We start from the raw sequence: 17,792 nt of genomic DNA on the forward strand, positions 1-17,792 counted from the left end.
AACGCTAATTAAACAACAACAGCGGCAGTCTAAGACTTTATTTATCAAGTCTTGTTCTGCCGCTGCTTCATTTAATGGAGCAGTCTAACACTCATTTTTCTAAAGTTTACGATTCGGACGATTCTTAATAAGGCACTTTGAACATGTAACGGCGGTCTTCCAGCGGATGATTGCGGGCCGCAGCCAGTTCAACCGCATAAACGCGAAGGATGAAGTTCAGCGCAAGCGGAGCAAGGTAGCCTTTCATCTCTTCGTCCACGCCGGTCCAGTCCAGTTCCTTGGCGTCAAGCACCAGGAATTTCTCCCCATGCTCCTTCAGGAATTTCAGCGCGCGTTCTTCCATCGGACGGGTCTCGTCCAGTCCCATCAACAGAATGAATGGCATTTGCTTATCCAGAATCTCAAACGGTCCATGGAAGAATTCGCCGGCGTGAATCGCATGGGAATTGATCCATTGCATCTCCATTAGGATACAGATGGCAAAAGAGTAGGCGATGCCGTAATTGGAGCCGCTGGCCATAGTGTAAATAACCGGCTCATCTTTGTAGGCTGCAGCGAATTCTTTGCCTGGAGCTGTATAGTTTGTTTTGATAGATTTCATGATGGCATCGAGATGCGGCAGGCTCGCCACCAGCTTCTCATACTTCTTGTTGCCTTCCTTGACGTACAGCAGACCCATCGTGAGGCGGTACAGAATCGCGTAGTTGGCGATTTCCGGATGCGGGTCAAGCTCGCCCGGAGGGGCCCAGCTGTAATTGACGATATAATCGGACTCATCAGCCAGCGGCGCAGTCTCAACGTACATGAGGGAGACGGTCAGCGCGCCTTTGCTCTTGGCAAATTTCGCAGCTTCCGTTGTCTCCGGTGTCTTGCCTTTGTGGGAGCAGAGGATTACCAGTGAATTCTCGCCGAGTGTTCCCGGATTACGGTAGATGAATTCATTGGAATTATACACCTCGGCTGAGATCGACGCCGATTCGCGGTCAATGAAATATTTGCTCGGGTACATCAGGGCGGAAGATCCGCCGCAGGCAACCAGGAATACCCGGTTAATGGTTCTCGTCTTGTAGGCCTCAAGAATCTGGTTCACTTGATCTTGCGCGGTTTGCAATACGTTCGCTACACTCACAGTTTCATCCTCCTAGATTTAACTTGTTATATGTTGTCTTATATATACTTATACATTTGTTGGCGCAAAATGTCAATGCCTTTTTCCTAAAAGCCTTCTGCACCAGCCATGCCGGGCCTGTCATCCGGAAATCCTCTTCAACCCGATAGACCTGGGGCTGTTGGCACTGCACTCCTGTCTTCAGGCGTAAGGCCGCGGAAATCCGGCGGTACCCGCCTTGCTGCTCCGGTCTGAATAGCCGCCCCGATAATTGCGGCTCTTACGTCGGCAACCACCCGTTCGTTGAAGATACTCGGTACAATATACTGTTCGTCCAGCTCGAAGGGGCTGACGACCCCGGCAATCGCCCGCGCAGCCGCAAGCTTCATCGTCTCATTAATCCCGCTGGCCCGGCAGTCCAGCGCGCCGCGGAATACCCCGGGGAACACAAGCACGTTATTGATCTGGTTCGGATAATCGCTTCGTCCCGTAGCGAAGATACGGGCGTACGGCAGGGCCTCCTCCGGCGAGATCTCGGGCTCGGGATTGGCCATCGCGAACACAATCGGGTCCGCCGCCATGCTCCGGACGTCCCCCGATACCAGTACCTTGCCGCTAGAGACGCCGATAAACACATCCGCTCCTTCGATGACTTCAGAGAGCGTGCCACCGCGCGAGCCGACCTGCGGCTGCATGCTTAACCATTGCCACATGGGCTGCTCATAACAACCTCCCCGCACAAGGGCTCCCCCGCGGTCCACCGGTGTCAGCTGGCGCACCCCGGCAGCGAGGAGCATTTTGCAGATGGAGACTCCAGCCGCTCCGATTCCATTCACGACGATCCGGACATCCTCTATCCGCTTGCCGACCACCTTCAGCGCATTCAGCAGCCCGGCCACAACGACGATAGCCGTGCCATGCTGATCATCGTGGAACACGGGAATATCCAGCTCCTCCTGGAGACGGCGTTCGATCTCGAAGCAACGCGGAGAGCTGATGTCTTCGAGATTAATGCCCCCGAAGATTGGACTGATCGCTATCACGGTGCGGATAATCTCCTCCGTGTCCTGCGAATCAAGACAGATCGGGAATGCGTCAACATCTGCCAGCTGCTTGAACAGCATCGCCTTGCCCTCCATGACGGGGGCAGCTGCGTAGGGACCGATGTTCCCGAGACCCAATACGGCTGTGCCGTCCGTAATCACCGCTACCGTGTTCCGCTTTATCGTAAGGGAGTAGGCTTTCTTCGGTTCCTCTGCAATTGCCGAACACACTCTGGCAACCCCTGGCGTATAGACGCGCGACAAGTCGTCGCGGTTCTTCACCTGCATCTTGGGCTGAACCTCAATTTTGCCCCCGAGATGAGCCAGGAAGGTACGGTCCGACAAATGAATAACCGAGATGCCGTTCATTGCCCGGATCGCGCTGATCAATGCTTCACTGCCTTCCTGCCCCGTCTGTACCGTAATATCCCTTATGGAAGAGCCCGACCCGGAACTGACCGCGTCAACGGCTACGATATCCCCACCGAACCGGCTGACCGTCTGGGCCACCTCGGCGAAGGAAGTCCGCTCATGATTGAATTCCATGCGAAGCATCAAGCTTTCATATCCCATCCGCGTCTCTCTCCTTCTGTCATGAATTGAACATAAGCGAACTTATGTGGTGAAATTACGCAGCTGCTCAGCCTGCGACCGGCCCAGCCAGGCAAAGCCCGCTGCCCCAATCACGCTGAGCACCGCTGCGCCGCCGAACAGAAGCCGGTAACCGCCTGCTTCGATGACATAGCCGCCGATATTGCTTGCCGTAATTCCGGCAATGTTGGTGTAGACGATGATGAAGAGCGAATGTGCCGTTGTCTTCGTATGGGCCGGGCTTGTGTCATAGGCATAATTAATCCCTGTAGCCAGGAAAAGCGCATAGGTAATGCCCGACAGAACCTGATTCATCATCAGAATCCCGAAGGCCGGCTCCAGCGAGAGAATATACCAGCGCAGCGCTCCGGCCAGAGACACTAGCGCCAGCGTGCGCACATAACCAAGTCTGCGGATGATGACACCCGAGAAGAGAAAGACAGGAATCTCAGCGATTGAAGAGATGGTGTACAGGATACCGATCTTGCCGGAAGCTTCCGCCCCGAAGTGGCTGATGTACACTGAATAGAACGCGTTGTTCAGCTGCGGCCCGATCGCAGCAATGAACACCGGGATGAGAAACAGCAGGAAACGCCGTTCCTTCAGGAGCGGCAGCATCTCCCTGAACATTCCGCCCCGCTTGGCCGGCTCCTTCTCTTCCTCAGGCTTCCGCGTGTACTCTGTATCCAGCATGAAGGTGAGCGCACACATCAGCATCATCGCCGCGATATAGGCGGGAAACATCACCCGCAGGCCGTATTTGTCAAACAGGAGACCGAACAGTGTAACAGACAGCCCGAAGCTAACCGAACCGACGACCCGGATCGAGCCGTAGCTGAGCGCGTTCTTCTTCGCGTGACGGACGGTTACAGCGTCCACAACCGGGAGCGTTGCCGACGCGAATACTGCCAGCACGATGGAGATACCGACATAAGCGGCATAATGTTGACCGGCGAAGGAATAGAGCAGCATCACCCAGGGGGTGATGCCCATGCTGACAACGAGGACCTGCTTGGCAATGCCGTAATAATCAATCAGCATCCCCCATACGGGCTGCATAAGGAAGCCGACCAGCGGGCCGATCGAGAAGATGAATCCGATCTGCTGTGCGCTGAGTCCATTCTCCGCAAACCAGTAGCTCAGGAACGGCAGATAGGACGCATAGGCGATATAGAAAAAATAGTTATACACATGCATCGAATATTTTCTGATGCCTCTTGCCATAGGCGCCTCCCTCTGTAACCGTAACTAGCGGTACGACCGTTCCAGACGTTTGGCCAGCATGGATAGCGGGAAACAAATGACGAAATAGACGGCCAGCACCAGCGTATACATCTGCGAGGCGACTGATAACCCCTCCATCAGCTCCACACGTTCAATGACGAGCTGAACGGACTTGAGAAAATCCTGGTTGCCGATCAGCACCGACAACGAGGTGGATTGGATCAGATTGGACATCAGCCCGATGACCGAGGGCAGCATCCGGCGAACCGCCTGAGGCAGGATGACGTAACGCATCGTCTGGACGGTACTTAGACCAAGGGCGACGCTTGCTTCCGTCTGCGCCTTCGGAATCGACTGAATCGCGCCCCGCACCGCAACGGATATATTGGCGCTGCTCCACAGGCTGAGCGCAATCATAGCGGAGATGTAGCTGTTCACATGGACCCCAAGCTCAGGCAGCAGAAAGAACACAAGGAACAGGGTAATGAGGATGGGCAAGCCGCGGAACAGCTCCGCATAGCCCCTCATGGTGAGCGACAGAGCCTTGTGATTCGAAGTCTGCAGCACACCGGCCAGGATACCGAGAACGAGGGCGATGCCCAGGCAGCTCAGGCTCAGCAAGAGGGTATTAATCAGCCCGTCGAGGAGAAAATTTAAGTTTTTGGATAATACCTCCATTTAAGCCCCCGCCTTTCGTCGTCTTGGTTTTGTAATCCAGCTTGCGTTCGATGATCCGGAACAGGTATGAGGTCCCCCAGATCAGGATCAGATAGATAACAGCGATTGTCGCCAGCATCTCATAGGTCTTGAAATCGTAGGCGATCCGGTCCATGGCCATGAACGTCAGCTCAGCAACTCCAATACTGGTCATATAAGCAGAGTTCTTGATCACGGAAACTGCGGTGTTGCTGAAGGCAGGGAAGCTGATACGGAAACCGAGCGGGATCATGACGAAGCGGACAATCTGCCATGTACTCATGCCAAGGGCCTGGCCGGACTCGATCATTGCGTGGGGAACGGCGTCCGTGCCCCCGCGGAAATTCTCCGCCGCGAACGCGCCTCCCCAGAGGGAGAGCGCGATGATGCCGACAGCAACAGCCGATAATTTGATCCCTAATGCCGGAAGGACAAAATATAGATAGAACACATGCACAAGCAGCGGCGTATTGCGGATCAGATCGACGTAGACAACTACGATCTGCGACAGCACGGGAATGCCAAGCGTCCTGATGACTGCACCGCTCATGCCGATGATGAGCGAGGCGGCGATGCTTGTCACACTGATCAGAACGGTCATTTTCAGTCCCGTCAACAGCAGCGGCAGCACATTCAGGATGTAACCGAAATCGAAACTCACGACCATGCACCTCCTCCTGATGTAGACTACATGGCGTTCCGCAGGAACTGTCGGGTACGCTCTTCCTGCGGATTGCCGAATACCTGCTCTGGCGGGCCTTGCTCCACAATCACGCCCTGATCCATGAAGATGATCCGGTCCCCGACATCGCGGCCGAAGCCCATCTCATGCGTAACAATCAGCATGGTTGTGCCGCGGGCAGCCAGATCCTTCATTACATCCAGTACATCGCGCACACGCTCAGGATCAAGCGCGGAGGTGACTTCATCGAACAGCAGCACCTCAGGATTCATCACGAGCGACCTGGCAATAGCCACCCGCTGCTGCTGACCGCCTGACAGTTGTGCCGGATAGCTGTTCTCCTTATCAAGCAATCCAACCTGATCGAGGAGGATCCGGGCTTGCGGCAGCACCTCGGTCTTCGAGCGGCCCTGGACCTTCACTGGAGCGAGCAGCAGATTCTCCATGACCGTCATATGCGGGAAAAGGTTGTAGCTCTGGAAGACCATGCCGATACGCTGGCGGACCTTCTGTATCGCCTGGGGGGTATGAACGATCTTCTGATCGTCGATATATACCTCACCGCCGTTGATCGTTTCGAGCCCGTTGATACAGCGCAGCAGTGTGCTTTTGCCCGAACCGCTTGGCCCGATGATGACGATAACCTCCTTCGCATAGACATCAATATCGACACCACGCAGGATTACATTCGTTCCATATTGCTTCTGCAGATTACGGATCGACAATTTCGGTTGACTGGTACTCATGCTGTTCCCTCCTCGGTTTGCCAGCAGCCGGTTACGGCCGCGGAATCATCTGCATCGGATCAAGATCGCCAGCCTGCGGCAAATATTCCTCAATCAGTGTCTTGAAGTAATCCTCCTTGCGCATCTGCTCCAGGGCGCCGTTAACGAAATTCAGCATTTCCGGCTCACCCTTGCGCACCCCAAGTGCCATTGGAGCAAAAGCGACCTGGTCGCCGACAATCGTATAATCCGTTGAAGTCTTCACGAATTCGGACATCAGCACCGCGTCATGGAACATCGCATCGGCCCGCCCGTCCTTCAGCGCGCGGAACGCATCGGCATTGCTCTCGATCTTGATTTGTTTGGCTGTCGGCACATTCTCATCGAGGTAAGTCGAGCCTGTGGAGCCTTTAATCACAATAACCGTCTTGCCTGCTAGATCCGGAATCGTCTTGATGCTGCTGTCCTTCTTCACGACGGTCACGACGCCGCCGTCGAAGAAATTCGTAGAGAAATCAAGCTGCTTCTTGCGTTCCTCGGTCACCCCGAGCGTAGCTGCGATGAAGTCGATCTTGTTCGAGTCTAGATACGGGATGCGGTTGGTCGCATTCACTGGCACGAATTCTACCGCATTCGCGTCACCGAACGCATACTCGGCCATCTTCTTGACGACACCGATCTCATAGCCGGCATTCTTCCCGTTCTCGTCCAGATATCCGAGCGGCGGATAGTCGTTCTTCACACCGACCACCAGCTTGCCGCGTTCCTTGACGGCTGCCGGAGGGGCAGGCACATCGGCAGAGGGTGCTGCCGCTGCCGCGTTGCCGGATGTTGCTGCTTTTCCTGATTCCTTCGCCTGGTTTCCGCAGCCTGCTGCGAAGACCATCACCGCCATCGACACCATCAGCATCCATTTGCTCATTCCCGACTTGCCCATCAAGTTTCTCATTCTTCATCCCCGCTTTCATTCGCTCAGTAGTTAGGCCTGCTAATCATGTCAGGTGAATCCCGGGTGAAACGGACGCAAGTCTTCACAAGCGTTGTGCCTTCCTCCTCAGTGTTAACGGTTACACGGGAACGGTCTACTCCCCGATTACCTGGATATAGACCTTGCGGCTCTTCGGCCCGTCGAATTCCGCCAGATAGACATCCTGTGCATCGCCCGAGATCATCTTCCCGTCCTGTACGACGAACAGGCAGCTGTTGCCGGAGATCATGGATTTCAGGTGCGAAGGCGAGTTACTGCCCGTTGCCCCGTATGAAGGAAGAAAATGGGCGTGGGCGTAAGGGAAATCCTTCGGCGCCAGCCGTTCGAGCAGCTCCTCGATATCCGTCTCGACGCATTCCAGCCCTTCGTTGATCATAATGCCGGTTGTCGTATGGGCGGAGATGACAGCTGCGAGCCCGTTCTGCACTCCGCATTCCGCAATGAATGCACGGATCTCCTCTGTAATCTTGATCATTTGGAATTCCGCTTGCGACCGGATGACGAGTGTCTTTAGTTTAACCATGGCCGTTCGTTCCCCCTTTCTCCAAGAAAGACCTGCGCATTGCCGCCAAGAATTTTCGCCAGCGTCTTCGGTCTGAAGTCCATCGCCTTCAGCGCCGGCAGCAGCCGTTTGGCTTTGAAGCGGGGGCTGTTCGTGCCGAACATGACCTTATCATTCAGGTTACGTTCAATCCAGAGCGGGCCCATATTAGTCTTAAATACCTGCTTATAGAAATCCAGGGCGTTATCCATATGGAGCAGCGAAGTGTCAGTGAATACATTCGGATATTTCAGCAGCAGCATCACCGTCTCGTGCACCCACGGCCAGCCGAAGTGGGCCAGACACATGCGCAGGTCCGGATAGGCGATCGCGACTTCCTCGAAGTTCAGCGGGTGCGAATACTTCGCCGGCGCATCCGGCTCCCAGCTCATACCGGCATGGAACAGAATCGGTCTGTCATATTGGAGGCATAGCTCATAGATTGGCTTCAAAATGTCGTCTTGCGGATAGAACTTCTGCTTGGACGGGTGCAGCTTAAGCCCCTGTAAGCCCAGCTCCCGGAAGGCATACTCCAGAGCCTCCGCCGCATCGCTGCGGTGCGGATCGACACTGGCGAAGCCGATGAACCGCTCGGGGGCAAGGTCCACGATTTGCTTGACGTCCTCATTGGAGACAATCCAGCCCCCGCTCTGCGTCGTCAGATCAAGAGGCAGCAGAATGGAGCGGTCAATTCCGTTATAGTCCATTTCCTGGAGTACAGATTCAAGCGGGCTGGGAGACTGTTTGAATATGCCGAACTGCTCCTTGCGGTAATTCAGGGTCTCTGTGTCTTCGCTGATTGCTTTGTAGAATATCGGGTGGGTATGAACATCAATGATCAACGGGTCCTTCCGCCTTTCCTCCGGCGTAGCTTCGCCGGTTAGTAGGGTTCAAACTTCGATACGACTTCGGCAGCCGTTCTTGCTCCTTGCTTAAGAGATTCCTGGATGGTCCAGCCGCTGAGCTGGCCGTACATGAAGCCTGCGCAGAACGAATCTCCCGCACCTACCGTATTGACCACCTCAGCCGGTACGATGCCTTCCCGGTAGAACCGCTCTCCGTCATACGCCACACTGCCTTGCTCGCCCAGCGTCACAACGACAACACGCGGTCCTTGTGCATGTGCCCAACGGATAAACGCTTCCATCTCGTCGTCCTCCTGAAGATAAGAGAAGAAGGCATAATCGGTATGGGGCAGGATCGGCTCTGAAATATGGCGTGCTGTGCGTGTAGAGAAATCATAGATAATCTGGACGCCCTGGCTGCGGATACCGGCAAGATGGTCGTTGATCCGGCCTGACAGATTCGTATGAATGGCCTGATGCTGAAGAATGAAGTCCAGATCGGCTTCGCTTAGGCAAAAATCACCCATGACACCTTCGACCTTCTCCTTGTGGACTCTGTCGTTACCGTTCAGATCCATGCGAAAGATAGCGGTACGCCCCTCTTCCTCTGTATGCATGTGAGTTACATCAATCCGTTCCCCGCGAAGCTTGTCCATCATGAGCGCTCCGTAGGAATCATTGCCGACTACACTGACCATAGACGCGACTGCACCTAACCGGCTCATGTGAATGACGAAATCGACGCTGTTCCCGGTGGGATACAACCGGTCTAAATTCTCATATACGTCTATACAACAAAACCCCACACCTGCAACCTGCATATCGTCCCCCCAATCCTTAGTAGACAGCATAAGCGATAAGATTGTATATGTTGTTATATTATAATATATACCATCATAAATTAATCAAGTCAACGAAAAAATCAAATGTAAATGCTTTCTTGGTGTTACATATGCGTTATGTATTGCTTATTTTCTGAAAATACTCCAAAAAAAATGCCATCATGTGATTATTAATCACATGATGGCACGAATAAGATCCATTATTTAGTAATTCCGTATCTTATGCTCCATTACATTGACAGGCCGGCAGCGGTGTCAGGCTTGACCGCGTTTGCCGGTGTTGATCGTAAAGATGACCTTACTCGCCACATAGATCGACTGCGAATAATGGAGCCGCCGGTCCCGGTCATCATAGGTGACTTTGTCGAGCTGATAGAGCGGGGTTCCCCGGTCGCAATGGAACAGGTTGCATTCAAATTCTGTGGCCAGAATGACCTCAAGGGTCTTCTCGGAGTAAGTCGGCTCGATATCGTAACGCTTCTTCATAATCTGATAGGTTGAAGGCGACTCGCCTATGAATTTCTCGAACTCCGGCATCAGGCCGAGGTGAAAATAAGAGACCTCGATAATAAAAGGCTGATTATCAATGAAGAGCAGCCGCTGCAGCTTCAGCACGGGATCACCGGGCTTGATCTTGAACGTCTCCGCCAGCTTCTCATCGGCCGGAATGACCCTATTCGATAGTATCTGGGCGCTTGGCGTCTTCCCTGAAGCCGTCGTCATATCCGAGAAGCTGCCGACGGAGATCAGCTCCCGCTTCTCCTTCATCTCACGCACATAGCTGCCCTTGCCCTGCTGGCTGTGCAGGACGCCTTCCTCCACTAAATCGGTGATGGCCCTGCGAACCGTAATCCGGCTTACGCCGTACGTGCTGCCGATCTCGGCTTCCGGCGGCAGCTTCTGCCCCGGCTGGTAGACGCCTTTTTGAATGTCCTCTTTAATGATCTGCTTCAGCTGCAGGTACAGCGGACTTTGACTGGATACGTTTAGTTTCATACCGCGACTCCTTTAACATCCTAATCATCTTGCGTTTATCATGTCATATGTTGTCATATGTATTGTCTGCTGTTGTGTTATCATAGTACCATATCATAACAGCAGAAGAAAATAAATAAAAATACTATAAAAGCTTCTTCTCTGAAACCACAAGAAACAACCCGCAGTTCGCAGGTTGTTAGTTGAATAATACTTTTATAATGTTGCAGGCCATTCCAATCCTACAGATTCCAGATCTCCCGGGCTCCAGCCTTCACATCCGCCAGCTCAGACTCGGACAATGCGCAGTATTCGCTGTTATCGTTCGAGGTATCGGCGTGCTGCACATAGGCGAGCTTGGAGTCCCGTTCAACAATCGTATAGAACCAGGTGTTCTTCGGTACGTTGTACACCTTGCCGATCTCCATTTCGATCAGCCTGATGCTGAACCTACCGTCCTTGCGGTCCGCCACCAGCAGAATACTTCTGCCGTGAACCGGAATGAACTGTTCATCCGTCTCCAGATGAACCTCCAGCCGGTGAATGCCGTCGATGTCGTTATCCGGCTTCCAGTTCTTGATGCAGACGAGCCATTCCTTGTTTTTATAGACACATTCGATCCCTGTGCCCTCATATTCGTATATACCAGCCTTCATCTAAGTACCCCCTGCTTCTCGAACCAGGCCAGCGAATTCCGCACTGCCTGCTCAGGGTCAAGCACATATCTGCGGTCAAGCAGCTCCAGACCCAGATATCCCTTGTATCCGCAGTCGTCCAGAGCCTGCAGCGCCTCTCCCATCGGCAGCTTGCCTTCGCCGGGCACCAGATGTCCGCCGGGATTGCCGTCCACAAAATGCACATATGTCATATTGCCGCCAAGCTCGCGGATGAAGTCGTGAATAGTATCTTTACCTGTCACCGCCATAACGTCTGTATCCGCCAGCCCCTTCAGGTTGGGACTGCCTACTTCCCGGATCATTTTGGCGATGTGCGCTGCGGTGTTAAATACATGGGTAGAGTAGGACGTAAAGGCCTCCAGCGGTAAAATGACGCCCTCCCTTTCTGCGGTTCTGCAGATTTGCTCAAGCGATTCCCTGCACCAGTTCCACATGTCGGAATCATCAGCGTCCAGATAAGCAAGGCCTGTAGTCACCAGCATCTGGTTACAGTCCAATTGAACAGCCGTTTCGATATGCCGGCAAAAAAACTCCACGCTTGCCTTACGGTACACCGGGTCGGGATGGCTGATGCTAATCGGATATACGCTCTGCTCAGGGGTGAGACAGATGACCTTGAGGCCCCGGTCTTGGATGCTCTGCTTCAAGTCCCGGACATCCTGCGGCGTGTAATAATCCAGGTGGAAATGGGGGCCGGACGCCCACAGCTCAATATTCTTGAATCCAAGCCGGGCAGACGAGTCCAGGAAATAGTTCAGCGAATATCGTTTGTAGTGAAAGTTCGCGGTTGCGATCTGATCCAGTTGTATCATGATGGTTGAATTCCTCCTTGTATGTTCTCCGGTTACCTATCTTCTCTTAAGTGAGGATGCTTCCCAGCAGCGTTGCCGTAACGACAGAAATAACGATGTTAATCATTCCCGGCACCATGAAGCTGTGATTCAGCACGTATTTGCCGATCTTGGTTGTACCCGCCGTATCGAACGAGATAGCCGCAAGGCATTGGGCGGATACAGGCAGGAAGAAGTTGGCGTTAACCGCCATCCATGCGCCTACGATAATATAGACCGGCAGATCAAGCGCTATGGCAATCGGAATCATGATTAGGGTGGTCGCGCCCTGACTTGTTGTAAGCGCAGCAACGATGAACATAATTACCGCAAGCATCCAGGGCTGACTGTTAACAATGGCCGTCACATGCTCCTGAATAAACTCCGTCTGCCCGCCGATAAACGTACTGCTCATCCAAGCGAGACCGAACGCGCAGACCATGGCCAGCGCCCCCGCCCGGAAAATGGAGCCGTTCAGAATTGTCTCAATGGCCGGCCGGCAGAAAATAATAATCAGGGAAGCACAGACGAGCATCACAATCTCAATGGTAAGGGCCATGGATAGCACGGTTGTCGTCCCGTCTGCCGTCCAGGAAGGACGCAGCTCAGGGAACAAGCCCAGAACGACAATGGACAGAACTCCAAGCAGGAACAAGAGCACTGCGGTTTTCGCGCCTTTGGGCACCGCGCTGCTGTCCTTCTTCTCTTCCGGTGCAGCCCGCTCTGTCAGCCCCTCATCCATCAGCCCTTCGGCCAGTCTGCGCAGGTATTCCGGGTCCTCCGCCAGCTCTTTTCCCTTACGGAGCGTTAGAAGCGCACTCACAATGACTCCCAGCAGCGTGGAAGGAATGGCAATGGTCAGGATCGTGCCGAGCTCGACCCCGAACGGTGCCATCAGACCCAGCATCGCGGCGGTCGCCGCGGATACCGGTGAACAGGTGATGGCTTGCTGTGACGCAATAATACTGTTGGAGATCGGGCGCTCAGGCCGGATGCCGCTGTCGATGGCCAGTTTGTTAATGATCGGCAGCAGACTATACACGACATGCCCTGTCCCGGACAGGAAGGTGAATAACCAGGAAATAACCGGGGCGATGATGGTCACATTCTTCGGCGATTTATGCAGCATTTTCTCCGCAACCCGGACAAGGAAGTTCAGGCCGCCCGAAGACTGAAGCGCGGAAGCCGCCAGCACCACCGCCAAAATAATGAGCATGACATCCACCGGAGGCGAGGCAGGCTGCACCCGGAACAGAAATACGAAGATCGCCACACCTACACCGCCAAGCAGTCCCATAAAGACATCGCCGACTCTGGCGCCAAAGAATATGAGTAAGAAAATGATCAAGAGTTCAAACCAGAACATAAAAATTCCCCTTTTATAGTTTGTACTGACTTCACCGATCATTAGCCGCGTCTTCTGACTTCACAGGCGGCTTTTCTCTAAGTTGAATACGCTTACAATATTAGGACAAGAATGGAGTCCCACCGGCCAATCAGACCAGTGGCGCCCCGAATCCAAAAGCTCCGTGAACCCGGCAGATTTGAGCTGCAAACTCTGCTCCCTTACCCATGCTTGATTTGATATCTTCAAGGAGCTTGTCCTGCGGGCCAAATTCGATGCGCCGATCCTCTGCACTCCGGATCAGCTCCATGAGGAAAGCCGTAATATAAGAATCTCCCGCTCCCATCGTGTCTGCCGCATCCGTCGAAACGGCCTGCTGGTACACCCATTCATCACCGTACAGGGCATAGGACCCCTCTTCGCCTACTGTTCCAACCACAACCTTGACACCAAGCCGCTGCGCCTTGCGCATCTCCCGTTCCCGCTCCTCTGCCGTTAAATGGCTACAGGACAGAAATGCGATGTCTATATTAGGGCAGACCTGCTGCAGATACTCGTCGTTCCAGCGGACAGAGAAATCATAGGATACGGGTACCCCGCTCTCCCGCAGAACGCTCAGATCCTGCTCAATGTAACTGTTCAGACTCGTATGAATCACGGCAAACTGCTTCAGGTACTCCAGATCACCGCCGGTGAACTCCCACGCCCGTTCCTTGGCGATACCGCCTTTGTTGGACCCGAGGAATACGCGGTCCCCCTCCTCCAGCGTAACCCGTGCATAACCGTTCTCCCCTTCGTAGCTGCGGCAGCGGCTGCGGTCAATCCCTAGCTCATCAATGACCTGCTGAATGTACCGGGCGACCTCATCGTTGCCGAATTTCCCCAGATAGGCGGACTGGACACCGCACATGGCTGCGTAAGCAGAGAAGTTCAAGGCATTCCCGCCGGGATACATCATCCCCTGATGGACATATTTATCGACTACATTGTCGCCGATGCCGATTACTTTAAAGGATTCAATAATTTGTTTCATCTCCCCTATTTTTCCTCTCTTGTATGATACATACTTTTCAAATTCACTCCATGCCGGCTTTTGTATTGGAATGTTATGAGGTTATATTAACACAAAGCAATACATGACGCAAGATAGGGCTTTCATTTTATTTTTCCGCTGCCTTTCCGGGCAGAAAAGGTTGTGCAGTGTTAACAAATGCCCCAGATTGTTATACTATATAAATATAGTATTAAAACAATACAATACATTTCGCTCTAAGTCTGCCCTGGTTAGACAAGCAATTTCTGGATATATTCTGTATTGATTTCACAAGTTGGAGGTAAATACATGCTTGACCCTTCCGAGTCATCGCCTTTATACAAACAGCTTCAAGAGAAAATATTAGACTCCATTCACAGCGGCTCCCTGCAGCCCGGAGATAAACTGCCCACGGAGCTGGAACTCAGCGAGGCCAACCAGGTAAGCCGGGTGACGGTCCGCGCCGCGCTGGACTCACTCACCTCTGAAGGCTACCTGGTGCGTATACCGGGCAAAGGTACCTTCATCACCAAAGACAGAATCAAGAAGAACGTTGCCGAGACGATCGGCTTCAGCGATACATGCAGACTGCAGAACAAAGTTCCGGGAGCCAAGGTCATCAAATGCGTGATTGAAGACGCCACCCTCTCCGATCAGGAGCATCTGGGACTGAAGTCCGGCGACAAGGTGATCAATATCGAGCGTATACGCTACGCCGACGGCGTGCCGATCTCCGTGGAGTATTCGCGCTTCCCTTCCTCTTATTCGTTTCTGCTGAATGAAGATTTGAACGACAAGTCGCTGTATGAAATCTTAAGAGCTAAATATAAGGTGTCATTCGGGCACGCCAGAAAATACATCGTGCTTGAGTACGCCACCTTTGACGTAGCCACCTACCTGAATATCGCGGAAGACCATCCGCTGCTCAGTATCAAGAGCACCGTATCCGGTACAGACGGCAATAAAATCCACCGTTCCAAACAGCTTATTCTGGGCGACAAGTTCGAGTTAATTGTGTGAGATTAACAACCAAAAGACGGGTCCTCTCCCTCCAGGGAGAAGACCCGTCTTTTGGTTGTGACAACTATGTTATTTACTGCCCTGTATTCTCAAAAGAAAATCTGGCTGTCCAGGTAGCTCCTGCATCTTTGGTAACGTACAGTGTAGAGCTGTTCATGCCTCTGACTGCCAGCCAGCCCCGGTTATGATCGGTGAATGAGATGACTCCCCCGAATCCGGGAACCGCCTTCTGATTACTCCAGGTCCGGCCGTTGTTCTTGGTAAGCCCGACGCCCACTTCTTCCGCTGCCGGCTGGTAACCTGCCAGGAAAGCCGTTGTCTTGCCGATCAGCACCATATTGCCGGGGGTACCGGAAGCCGGTCCCTTCTTCACCGTGGCCGCGCCGCTACCCGGAGCCGGTCCACCTCCTGCTGTCTCCTGGGCAATCACCCGGGTCCAGCTTACTCCGGCGTTAGAGCTGCCGTAGACTGAATACGAGGTCTGCGACATTCCGGAACCGCCGTAGAGTACAGCGTATACCTGACTGGCATTGGCGTAGAGCTGTCCGTAACTAGGATCAGCATATGGAACGTTCAGCATCCGCTTCCAGTTCGCCCCGCCGTCAGCCGTCCGCATTATCTGATATCCGCTGCCCGGCACAACAACCGCAGCCCATCCGCTGTTACGGCTGGTGAAATAGGCTCCGCGGGTATTGGCAGGTGTCTTGATCAGGCTCCAGCTCTCCCCGCCATCGTTCGTATAGTAAGTAGAGTTCCGGTTGTAGCCGAATCCCTTGCTGCTGTCCAGAAATTCTACCGATTCAAAGGTCACGGCCTTGTTCGACAGCCTTGTCCACGTAGAGCCTCCATCAGCGGTGCGGATCAGATAATTAGCCTGACCGTCCTTGACTGCGGCAAGTGCCCAGCCATGAACATTATCCGGGAAATCCATCTGCCGGAAATTCCACTGCCCTTCATAGATCTTCTGGAAGTGACAGCCTCCGTCCGAGGTTCCAATCAGGAACCCGTTCCCGGCTGCCCGCCCCGTATCTGAACTTAGGAACTCTACATCCGAGAAGACCAGCGGCTGCGCTTCCGCCCCCTGGTGCGCCTTCTGCAGGCCCTTAAGTAGCCCATGGTCTCCGGTGCTGCAGCCCTGCGGCGGAGTAGGAGCCGGTGCTGCCGATGCCTGAACCGGAGAAGCTGACGCCCCCCAGCCAGCTAGAGAGATTAGACTTGCGGTAAGGAGCGTTGCGGTGATCTGCTGCAATCTGGTTGTCCAATTCATGGGTGACACCTCCTAGAATATATATACCCTCTGAGCAGAACGTTACTCTGACAGTACATGAACATATTACTCCATCTGAGACCCACAATGTAGGTGTGAAAGGGTACAAAACTGTAACCTATTTCGCTAATTAGATTCCCTCCGGAATGGTTAATTAATAAGTAACGAAGCTTACATGCACACCGCATTCAAGGAGGAAGTGAAGAGTATGATCAAACAAGATGTTCAGTATGCACTTCTCTCCAATATGTGGCAGCGCGTGCACTTGATCAGCGGAGAAACCTACACCGGACTATGCAAAATCGACCACTCCTCAGATGCACTGCATATTGAAACGAATAAAGGGAATTTCACCGTTCCCTATTGGACCATTAAGCGATTCATCTAATCACATAACTACAACCAAAAAGACCTCACGGCCACATCAGGAGATGTGAATCATGAGGTCTTTCTTTTACACTCATACAACCGGATTGGGTATCATACTTCCGCCCCGGCACTGCTTCAGATAATTCAGCGCATGGACCTGGCCGGTCATCTCCAGCTCATCACGGTAGACCGGATCATGCCAGCCCTCGATATCGATGGTGCCCTGATAGCCGCCCTGCCGGAGAATGGTGATGATATCCGTCCAGTTGGTATCCCCGAAGCCCGGTGTACGGTCCCATACGTAAGGCTTAGGACCATGAATCCCGTACTCCTTGACTATATCCCAGGCAATCGTCGCATCCTTGCCATGAACATGGAAGATCTTATCCACCCATTTACGCAGCTGCGGAACCGGATCAATTAGCGCGGTGAGCTGATGGGCAGGCTCCCATTCCAGCCCGAGATTGTCTGCTGGAACGGCGTTGAACATCTTCTCCCACGCAGTAGGGTTGTGGGCGATATTCCAATCGCCCTTCTGCCAGCTTCCGCCCATTGCACAGTTCTCAAAGGCAATCCGCAGTCCCTTGTCCGCCGCCCGCTTCGACAGCTCACTGAATACCTCGGCGAATCTCGGAAGCGATTCGTCAATGGACGAGCCGGGCTGCCGTCCGGTGAAGCCGCCGATCATATCTGTGCCGAACAAGTGGGCATGTTCAATCAACTGCTCCCAGCCGGCAAGGGTATCTCCGCTCTCGGGGTTGCCGCCTAGCGGATTGCCATAGATTCCGACAGAGGAGATCACGAAGTGATGTTCAGCAGCCAGCTCCCGAATCCGGGCTGCCGTCTCCGCCAGATCGGTACCGCCAATCGTCTGCCAGAAATTCAACTGGAAGGATTCGAAGCCATGCCTCACAATCTGCGGAATGACCTGAAGGGCTTCACCGCCACGGACCAAAGTGCCTATTCTCAAAGATTCTTGCATCCTTAGGTT

The 17,792-nt window shown here is 53.5% G+C and carries 19 protein-coding genes; 2 read left to right on the forward strand and 17 right to left on the reverse strand.

All coding sequences use genetic code 11. The features are described from left to right. Nucleotides 1-124: 124 nt before the first annotated feature. From MHH28_RS15665 to MHH28_RS15735, 15 genes are all read right to left on the reverse strand, one after another. Nucleotides 125-1,111, reverse strand: coding sequence for an SIS domain-containing protein (locus MHH28_RS15665; RefSeq protein WP_405117131.1), 987 nt, complete (start codon nucleotides 1,109-1,111; stop codon nucleotides 125-127). 155 nt (nucleotides 1,112-1,266) lie between these two features. Continuing rightward, nucleotides 1,267-2,724, reverse strand: coding sequence for an NAD-dependent malic enzyme (locus tag MHH28_RS15670; RefSeq protein WP_405116449.1), 1,458 nt, complete (start codon nucleotides 2,722-2,724; stop codon nucleotides 1,267-1,269). Nucleotides 2,725-2,766: 42 nt separating this feature from the next. After that, a complete protein-coding gene (locus tag MHH28_RS15675) occupies nucleotides 2,767-3,966 on the reverse strand; it encodes an MFS transporter (RefSeq protein ID WP_405116451.1) in 1,200 nt (399 codons plus the stop codon). Between the two features lie 24 nt (nucleotides 3,967-3,990). Continuing rightward, nucleotides 3,991-4,644 (reverse strand): amino acid ABC transporter permease, encoded by a 654-nt coding sequence (locus MHH28_RS15680; RefSeq protein WP_173132302.1) that lies wholly within the window; start codon nucleotides 4,642-4,644, stop codon nucleotides 3,991-3,993. Further along, nucleotides 4,595-5,329, reverse strand: a complete 735-nt coding sequence (locus MHH28_RS15685) for an amino acid ABC transporter permease (protein WP_405116455.1) — start codon at nucleotides 5,327-5,329, stop codon at nucleotides 4,595-4,597. Before MHH28_RS15685 ends, MHH28_RS15680 begins: the two co-directional genes overlap by 50 nt. Before the next feature lie 20 nt (nucleotides 5,330-5,349). Beyond that, nucleotides 5,350-6,090 (reverse strand): amino acid ABC transporter ATP-binding protein, encoded by a 741-nt coding sequence (locus MHH28_RS15690; protein ID WP_405116457.1) that lies wholly within the window; start codon nucleotides 6,088-6,090, stop codon nucleotides 5,350-5,352. A 31-nt stretch (nucleotides 6,091-6,121) separates the two neighbouring features. Continuing rightward, a complete protein-coding gene (locus tag MHH28_RS15695; protein WP_405116459.1) occupies nucleotides 6,122-7,018 on the reverse strand; it encodes a transporter substrate-binding domain-containing protein in 897 nt (298 codons plus the stop codon). Between the two features lie 133 nt (nucleotides 7,019-7,151). Next, on the reverse strand, nucleotides 7,152-7,580 hold the full coding sequence (locus MHH28_RS15700) for a secondary thiamine-phosphate synthase enzyme YjbQ (protein WP_405116461.1): 429 nt from the start codon (nucleotides 7,578-7,580) through the stop codon (nucleotides 7,152-7,154). After that, nucleotides 7,568-8,440, reverse strand: a complete 873-nt coding sequence (locus MHH28_RS15705) for an amidohydrolase family protein (RefSeq protein WP_405116463.1) — start codon at nucleotides 8,438-8,440, stop codon at nucleotides 7,568-7,570. The genes MHH28_RS15700 and MHH28_RS15705 overlap by 13 nt, the downstream gene beginning before the upstream one ends. A 38-nt stretch (nucleotides 8,441-8,478) precedes the next feature. After that, nucleotides 8,479-9,294 carry a fructoselysine 6-kinase gene (frlD, locus tag MHH28_RS15710; RefSeq protein ID WP_405116465.1) on the reverse strand — a complete coding sequence of 272 codons (816 nt, stop codon included), beginning with the start codon at nucleotides 9,292-9,294 and terminating at the stop codon, nucleotides 8,479-8,481. Nucleotides 9,295-9,540: 246 nt separating this feature from the next. Continuing rightward, the gene (locus MHH28_RS15715) at nucleotides 9,541-10,281 is read right to left on the reverse strand and encodes a UTRA domain-containing protein (protein ID WP_405116467.1); all 741 of its coding nucleotides are present in this window, start codon (nucleotides 10,279-10,281) and stop codon (nucleotides 9,541-9,543) included. Nucleotides 10,282-10,502: 221 nt separating this feature from the next. After that, on the reverse strand, nucleotides 10,503-10,916 hold the full coding sequence (locus tag MHH28_RS15720) for a hypothetical protein (protein WP_405116469.1): 414 nt from the start codon (nucleotides 10,914-10,916) through the stop codon (nucleotides 10,503-10,505). Next, entirely contained in the window at nucleotides 10,913-11,749 is an 837-nt protein-coding gene (locus tag MHH28_RS15725; RefSeq protein WP_405116471.1) for a sugar phosphate isomerase/epimerase family protein, read from the reverse strand. The genes MHH28_RS15720 and MHH28_RS15725 overlap by 4 nt, the downstream gene beginning before the upstream one ends. Before the next feature lie 46 nt (nucleotides 11,750-11,795). Beyond that, nucleotides 11,796-13,133, reverse strand: a complete 1,338-nt coding sequence (locus MHH28_RS15730) for an anaerobic C4-dicarboxylate transporter family protein (protein WP_405116472.1) — start codon at nucleotides 13,131-13,133, stop codon at nucleotides 11,796-11,798. A 130-nt stretch (nucleotides 13,134-13,263) separates the two neighbouring features. Continuing rightward, complete coding sequence (locus MHH28_RS15735) at nucleotides 13,264-14,145, reverse strand: PfkB family carbohydrate kinase (RefSeq protein ID WP_405116474.1); 882 nt, start codon at nucleotides 14,143-14,145, stop codon at nucleotides 13,264-13,266. 309 nt (nucleotides 14,146-14,454) lie between these two features. Between MHH28_RS15735 and MHH28_RS15740 the strand changes: the two genes are divergently transcribed. Then, the gene (locus MHH28_RS15740; RefSeq protein WP_173132271.1) at nucleotides 14,455-15,165 is read left to right on the forward strand and encodes a GntR family transcriptional regulator; all 711 of its coding nucleotides are present in this window, start codon (nucleotides 14,455-14,457) and stop codon (nucleotides 15,163-15,165) included. A 73-nt stretch (nucleotides 15,166-15,238) separates the two neighbouring features. Here the strand turns inward: MHH28_RS15740 and MHH28_RS15745 are convergent, their stop codons facing one another. After that, entirely contained in the window at nucleotides 15,239-16,432 is a 1,194-nt protein-coding gene (locus tag MHH28_RS15745) for a WD40/YVTN/BNR-like repeat-containing protein (RefSeq protein ID WP_405116477.1), read from the reverse strand. Between the two features lie 208 nt (nucleotides 16,433-16,640). Between MHH28_RS15745 and MHH28_RS15750 the strand changes: the two genes are divergently transcribed. Then, nucleotides 16,641-16,820 carry a hypothetical protein gene (locus tag MHH28_RS15750; protein WP_405116479.1) on the forward strand — a complete coding sequence of 60 codons (180 nt, stop codon included), beginning with the start codon at nucleotides 16,641-16,643 and terminating at the stop codon, nucleotides 16,818-16,820. 72 nt (nucleotides 16,821-16,892) lie between these two features. On the opposite strand, the gene MHH28_RS15755 is transcribed toward MHH28_RS15750, so the two are convergent. Next, nucleotides 16,893-17,771, reverse strand: coding sequence for a sugar phosphate isomerase/epimerase family protein (locus MHH28_RS15755; protein WP_405116482.1), 879 nt, complete (start codon nucleotides 17,769-17,771; stop codon nucleotides 16,893-16,895). Nucleotides 17,772-17,792 lie beyond the last annotated feature (21 nt).

Source organism: Paenibacillus sp. FSL K6-1217 (assembly GCF_045040735.1).
In the GTDB taxonomy this organism is placed as follows: domain Bacteria; phylum Bacillota; class Bacilli; order Paenibacillales; family Paenibacillaceae; genus Paenibacillus_AQ.

What these genes read in the sequence shown, in the direction of transcription:
- MHH28_RS15670 (WP_405116449.1), bottom strand. Translation starts at nt 2,724, where the DNA reads ATGGGATATGAAAGCTTGATGCTTCGCATGGAATTCAATCATGAGCGG.
- MHH28_RS15675 (WP_405116451.1), bottom strand. Translation starts at nt 3,966, where the DNA reads ATGGCAAGAGGCATCAGAAAATATTCGATGCATGTGTATAACTATTTT.
- MHH28_RS15680 (WP_173132302.1), bottom strand. Translation starts at nt 4,644, where the DNA reads ATGGAGGTATTATCCAAAAACTTAAATTTTCTCCTCGACGGGCTGATT.
- MHH28_RS15685 (WP_405116455.1), bottom strand. Translation starts at nt 5,329, where the DNA reads ATGGTCGTGAGTTTCGATTTCGGTTACATCCTGAATGTGCTGCCGCTG.
- MHH28_RS15690 (WP_405116457.1), bottom strand. Translation starts at nt 6,090, where the DNA reads ATGAGTACCAGTCAACCGAAATTGTCGATCCGTAATCTGCAGAAGCAA.
- MHH28_RS15695 (WP_405116459.1), bottom strand. Translation starts at nt 7,018, where the DNA reads ATGAGAAACTTGATGGGCAAGTCGGGAATGAGCAAATGGATGCTGATG.
- MHH28_RS15700 (WP_405116461.1), bottom strand. Translation starts at nt 7,580, where the DNA reads ATGGTTAAACTAAAGACACTCGTCATCCGGTCGCAAGCGGAATTCCAA.
- frlD (WP_405116465.1), bottom strand. Translation starts at nt 9,294, where the DNA reads ATGCTGTCTACTAAGGATTGGGGGGACGATATGCAGGTTGCAGGTGTG.
- MHH28_RS15715 (WP_405116467.1), bottom strand. Translation starts at nt 10,281, where the DNA reads ATGAAACTAAACGTATCCAGTCAAAGTCCGCTGTACCTGCAGCTGAAG.
- MHH28_RS15720 (WP_405116469.1), bottom strand. Translation starts at nt 10,916, where the DNA reads ATGAAGGCTGGTATATACGAATATGAGGGCACAGGGATCGAATGTGTC.
- MHH28_RS15725 (WP_405116471.1), bottom strand. Translation starts at nt 11,749, where the DNA reads ATGATACAACTGGATCAGATCGCAACCGCGAACTTTCACTACAAACGA.
- MHH28_RS15730 (WP_405116472.1), bottom strand. Translation starts at nt 13,133, where the DNA reads ATGTTCTGGTTTGAACTCTTGATCATTTTCTTACTCATATTCTTTGGC.
- MHH28_RS15735 (WP_405116474.1), bottom strand. Translation starts at nt 14,145, where the DNA reads ATGAAACAAATTATTGAATCCTTTAAAGTAATCGGCATCGGCGACAAT.
- MHH28_RS15740 (WP_173132271.1), top strand. Translation starts at nt 14,455, where the DNA reads ATGCTTGACCCTTCCGAGTCATCGCCTTTATACAAACAGCTTCAAGAG.
- MHH28_RS15745 (WP_405116477.1), bottom strand. Translation starts at nt 16,432, where the DNA reads ATGAATTGGACAACCAGATTGCAGCAGATCACCGCAACGCTCCTTACC.
- MHH28_RS15750 (WP_405116479.1), top strand. Translation starts at nt 16,641, where the DNA reads ATGATCAAACAAGATGTTCAGTATGCACTTCTCTCCAATATGTGGCAG.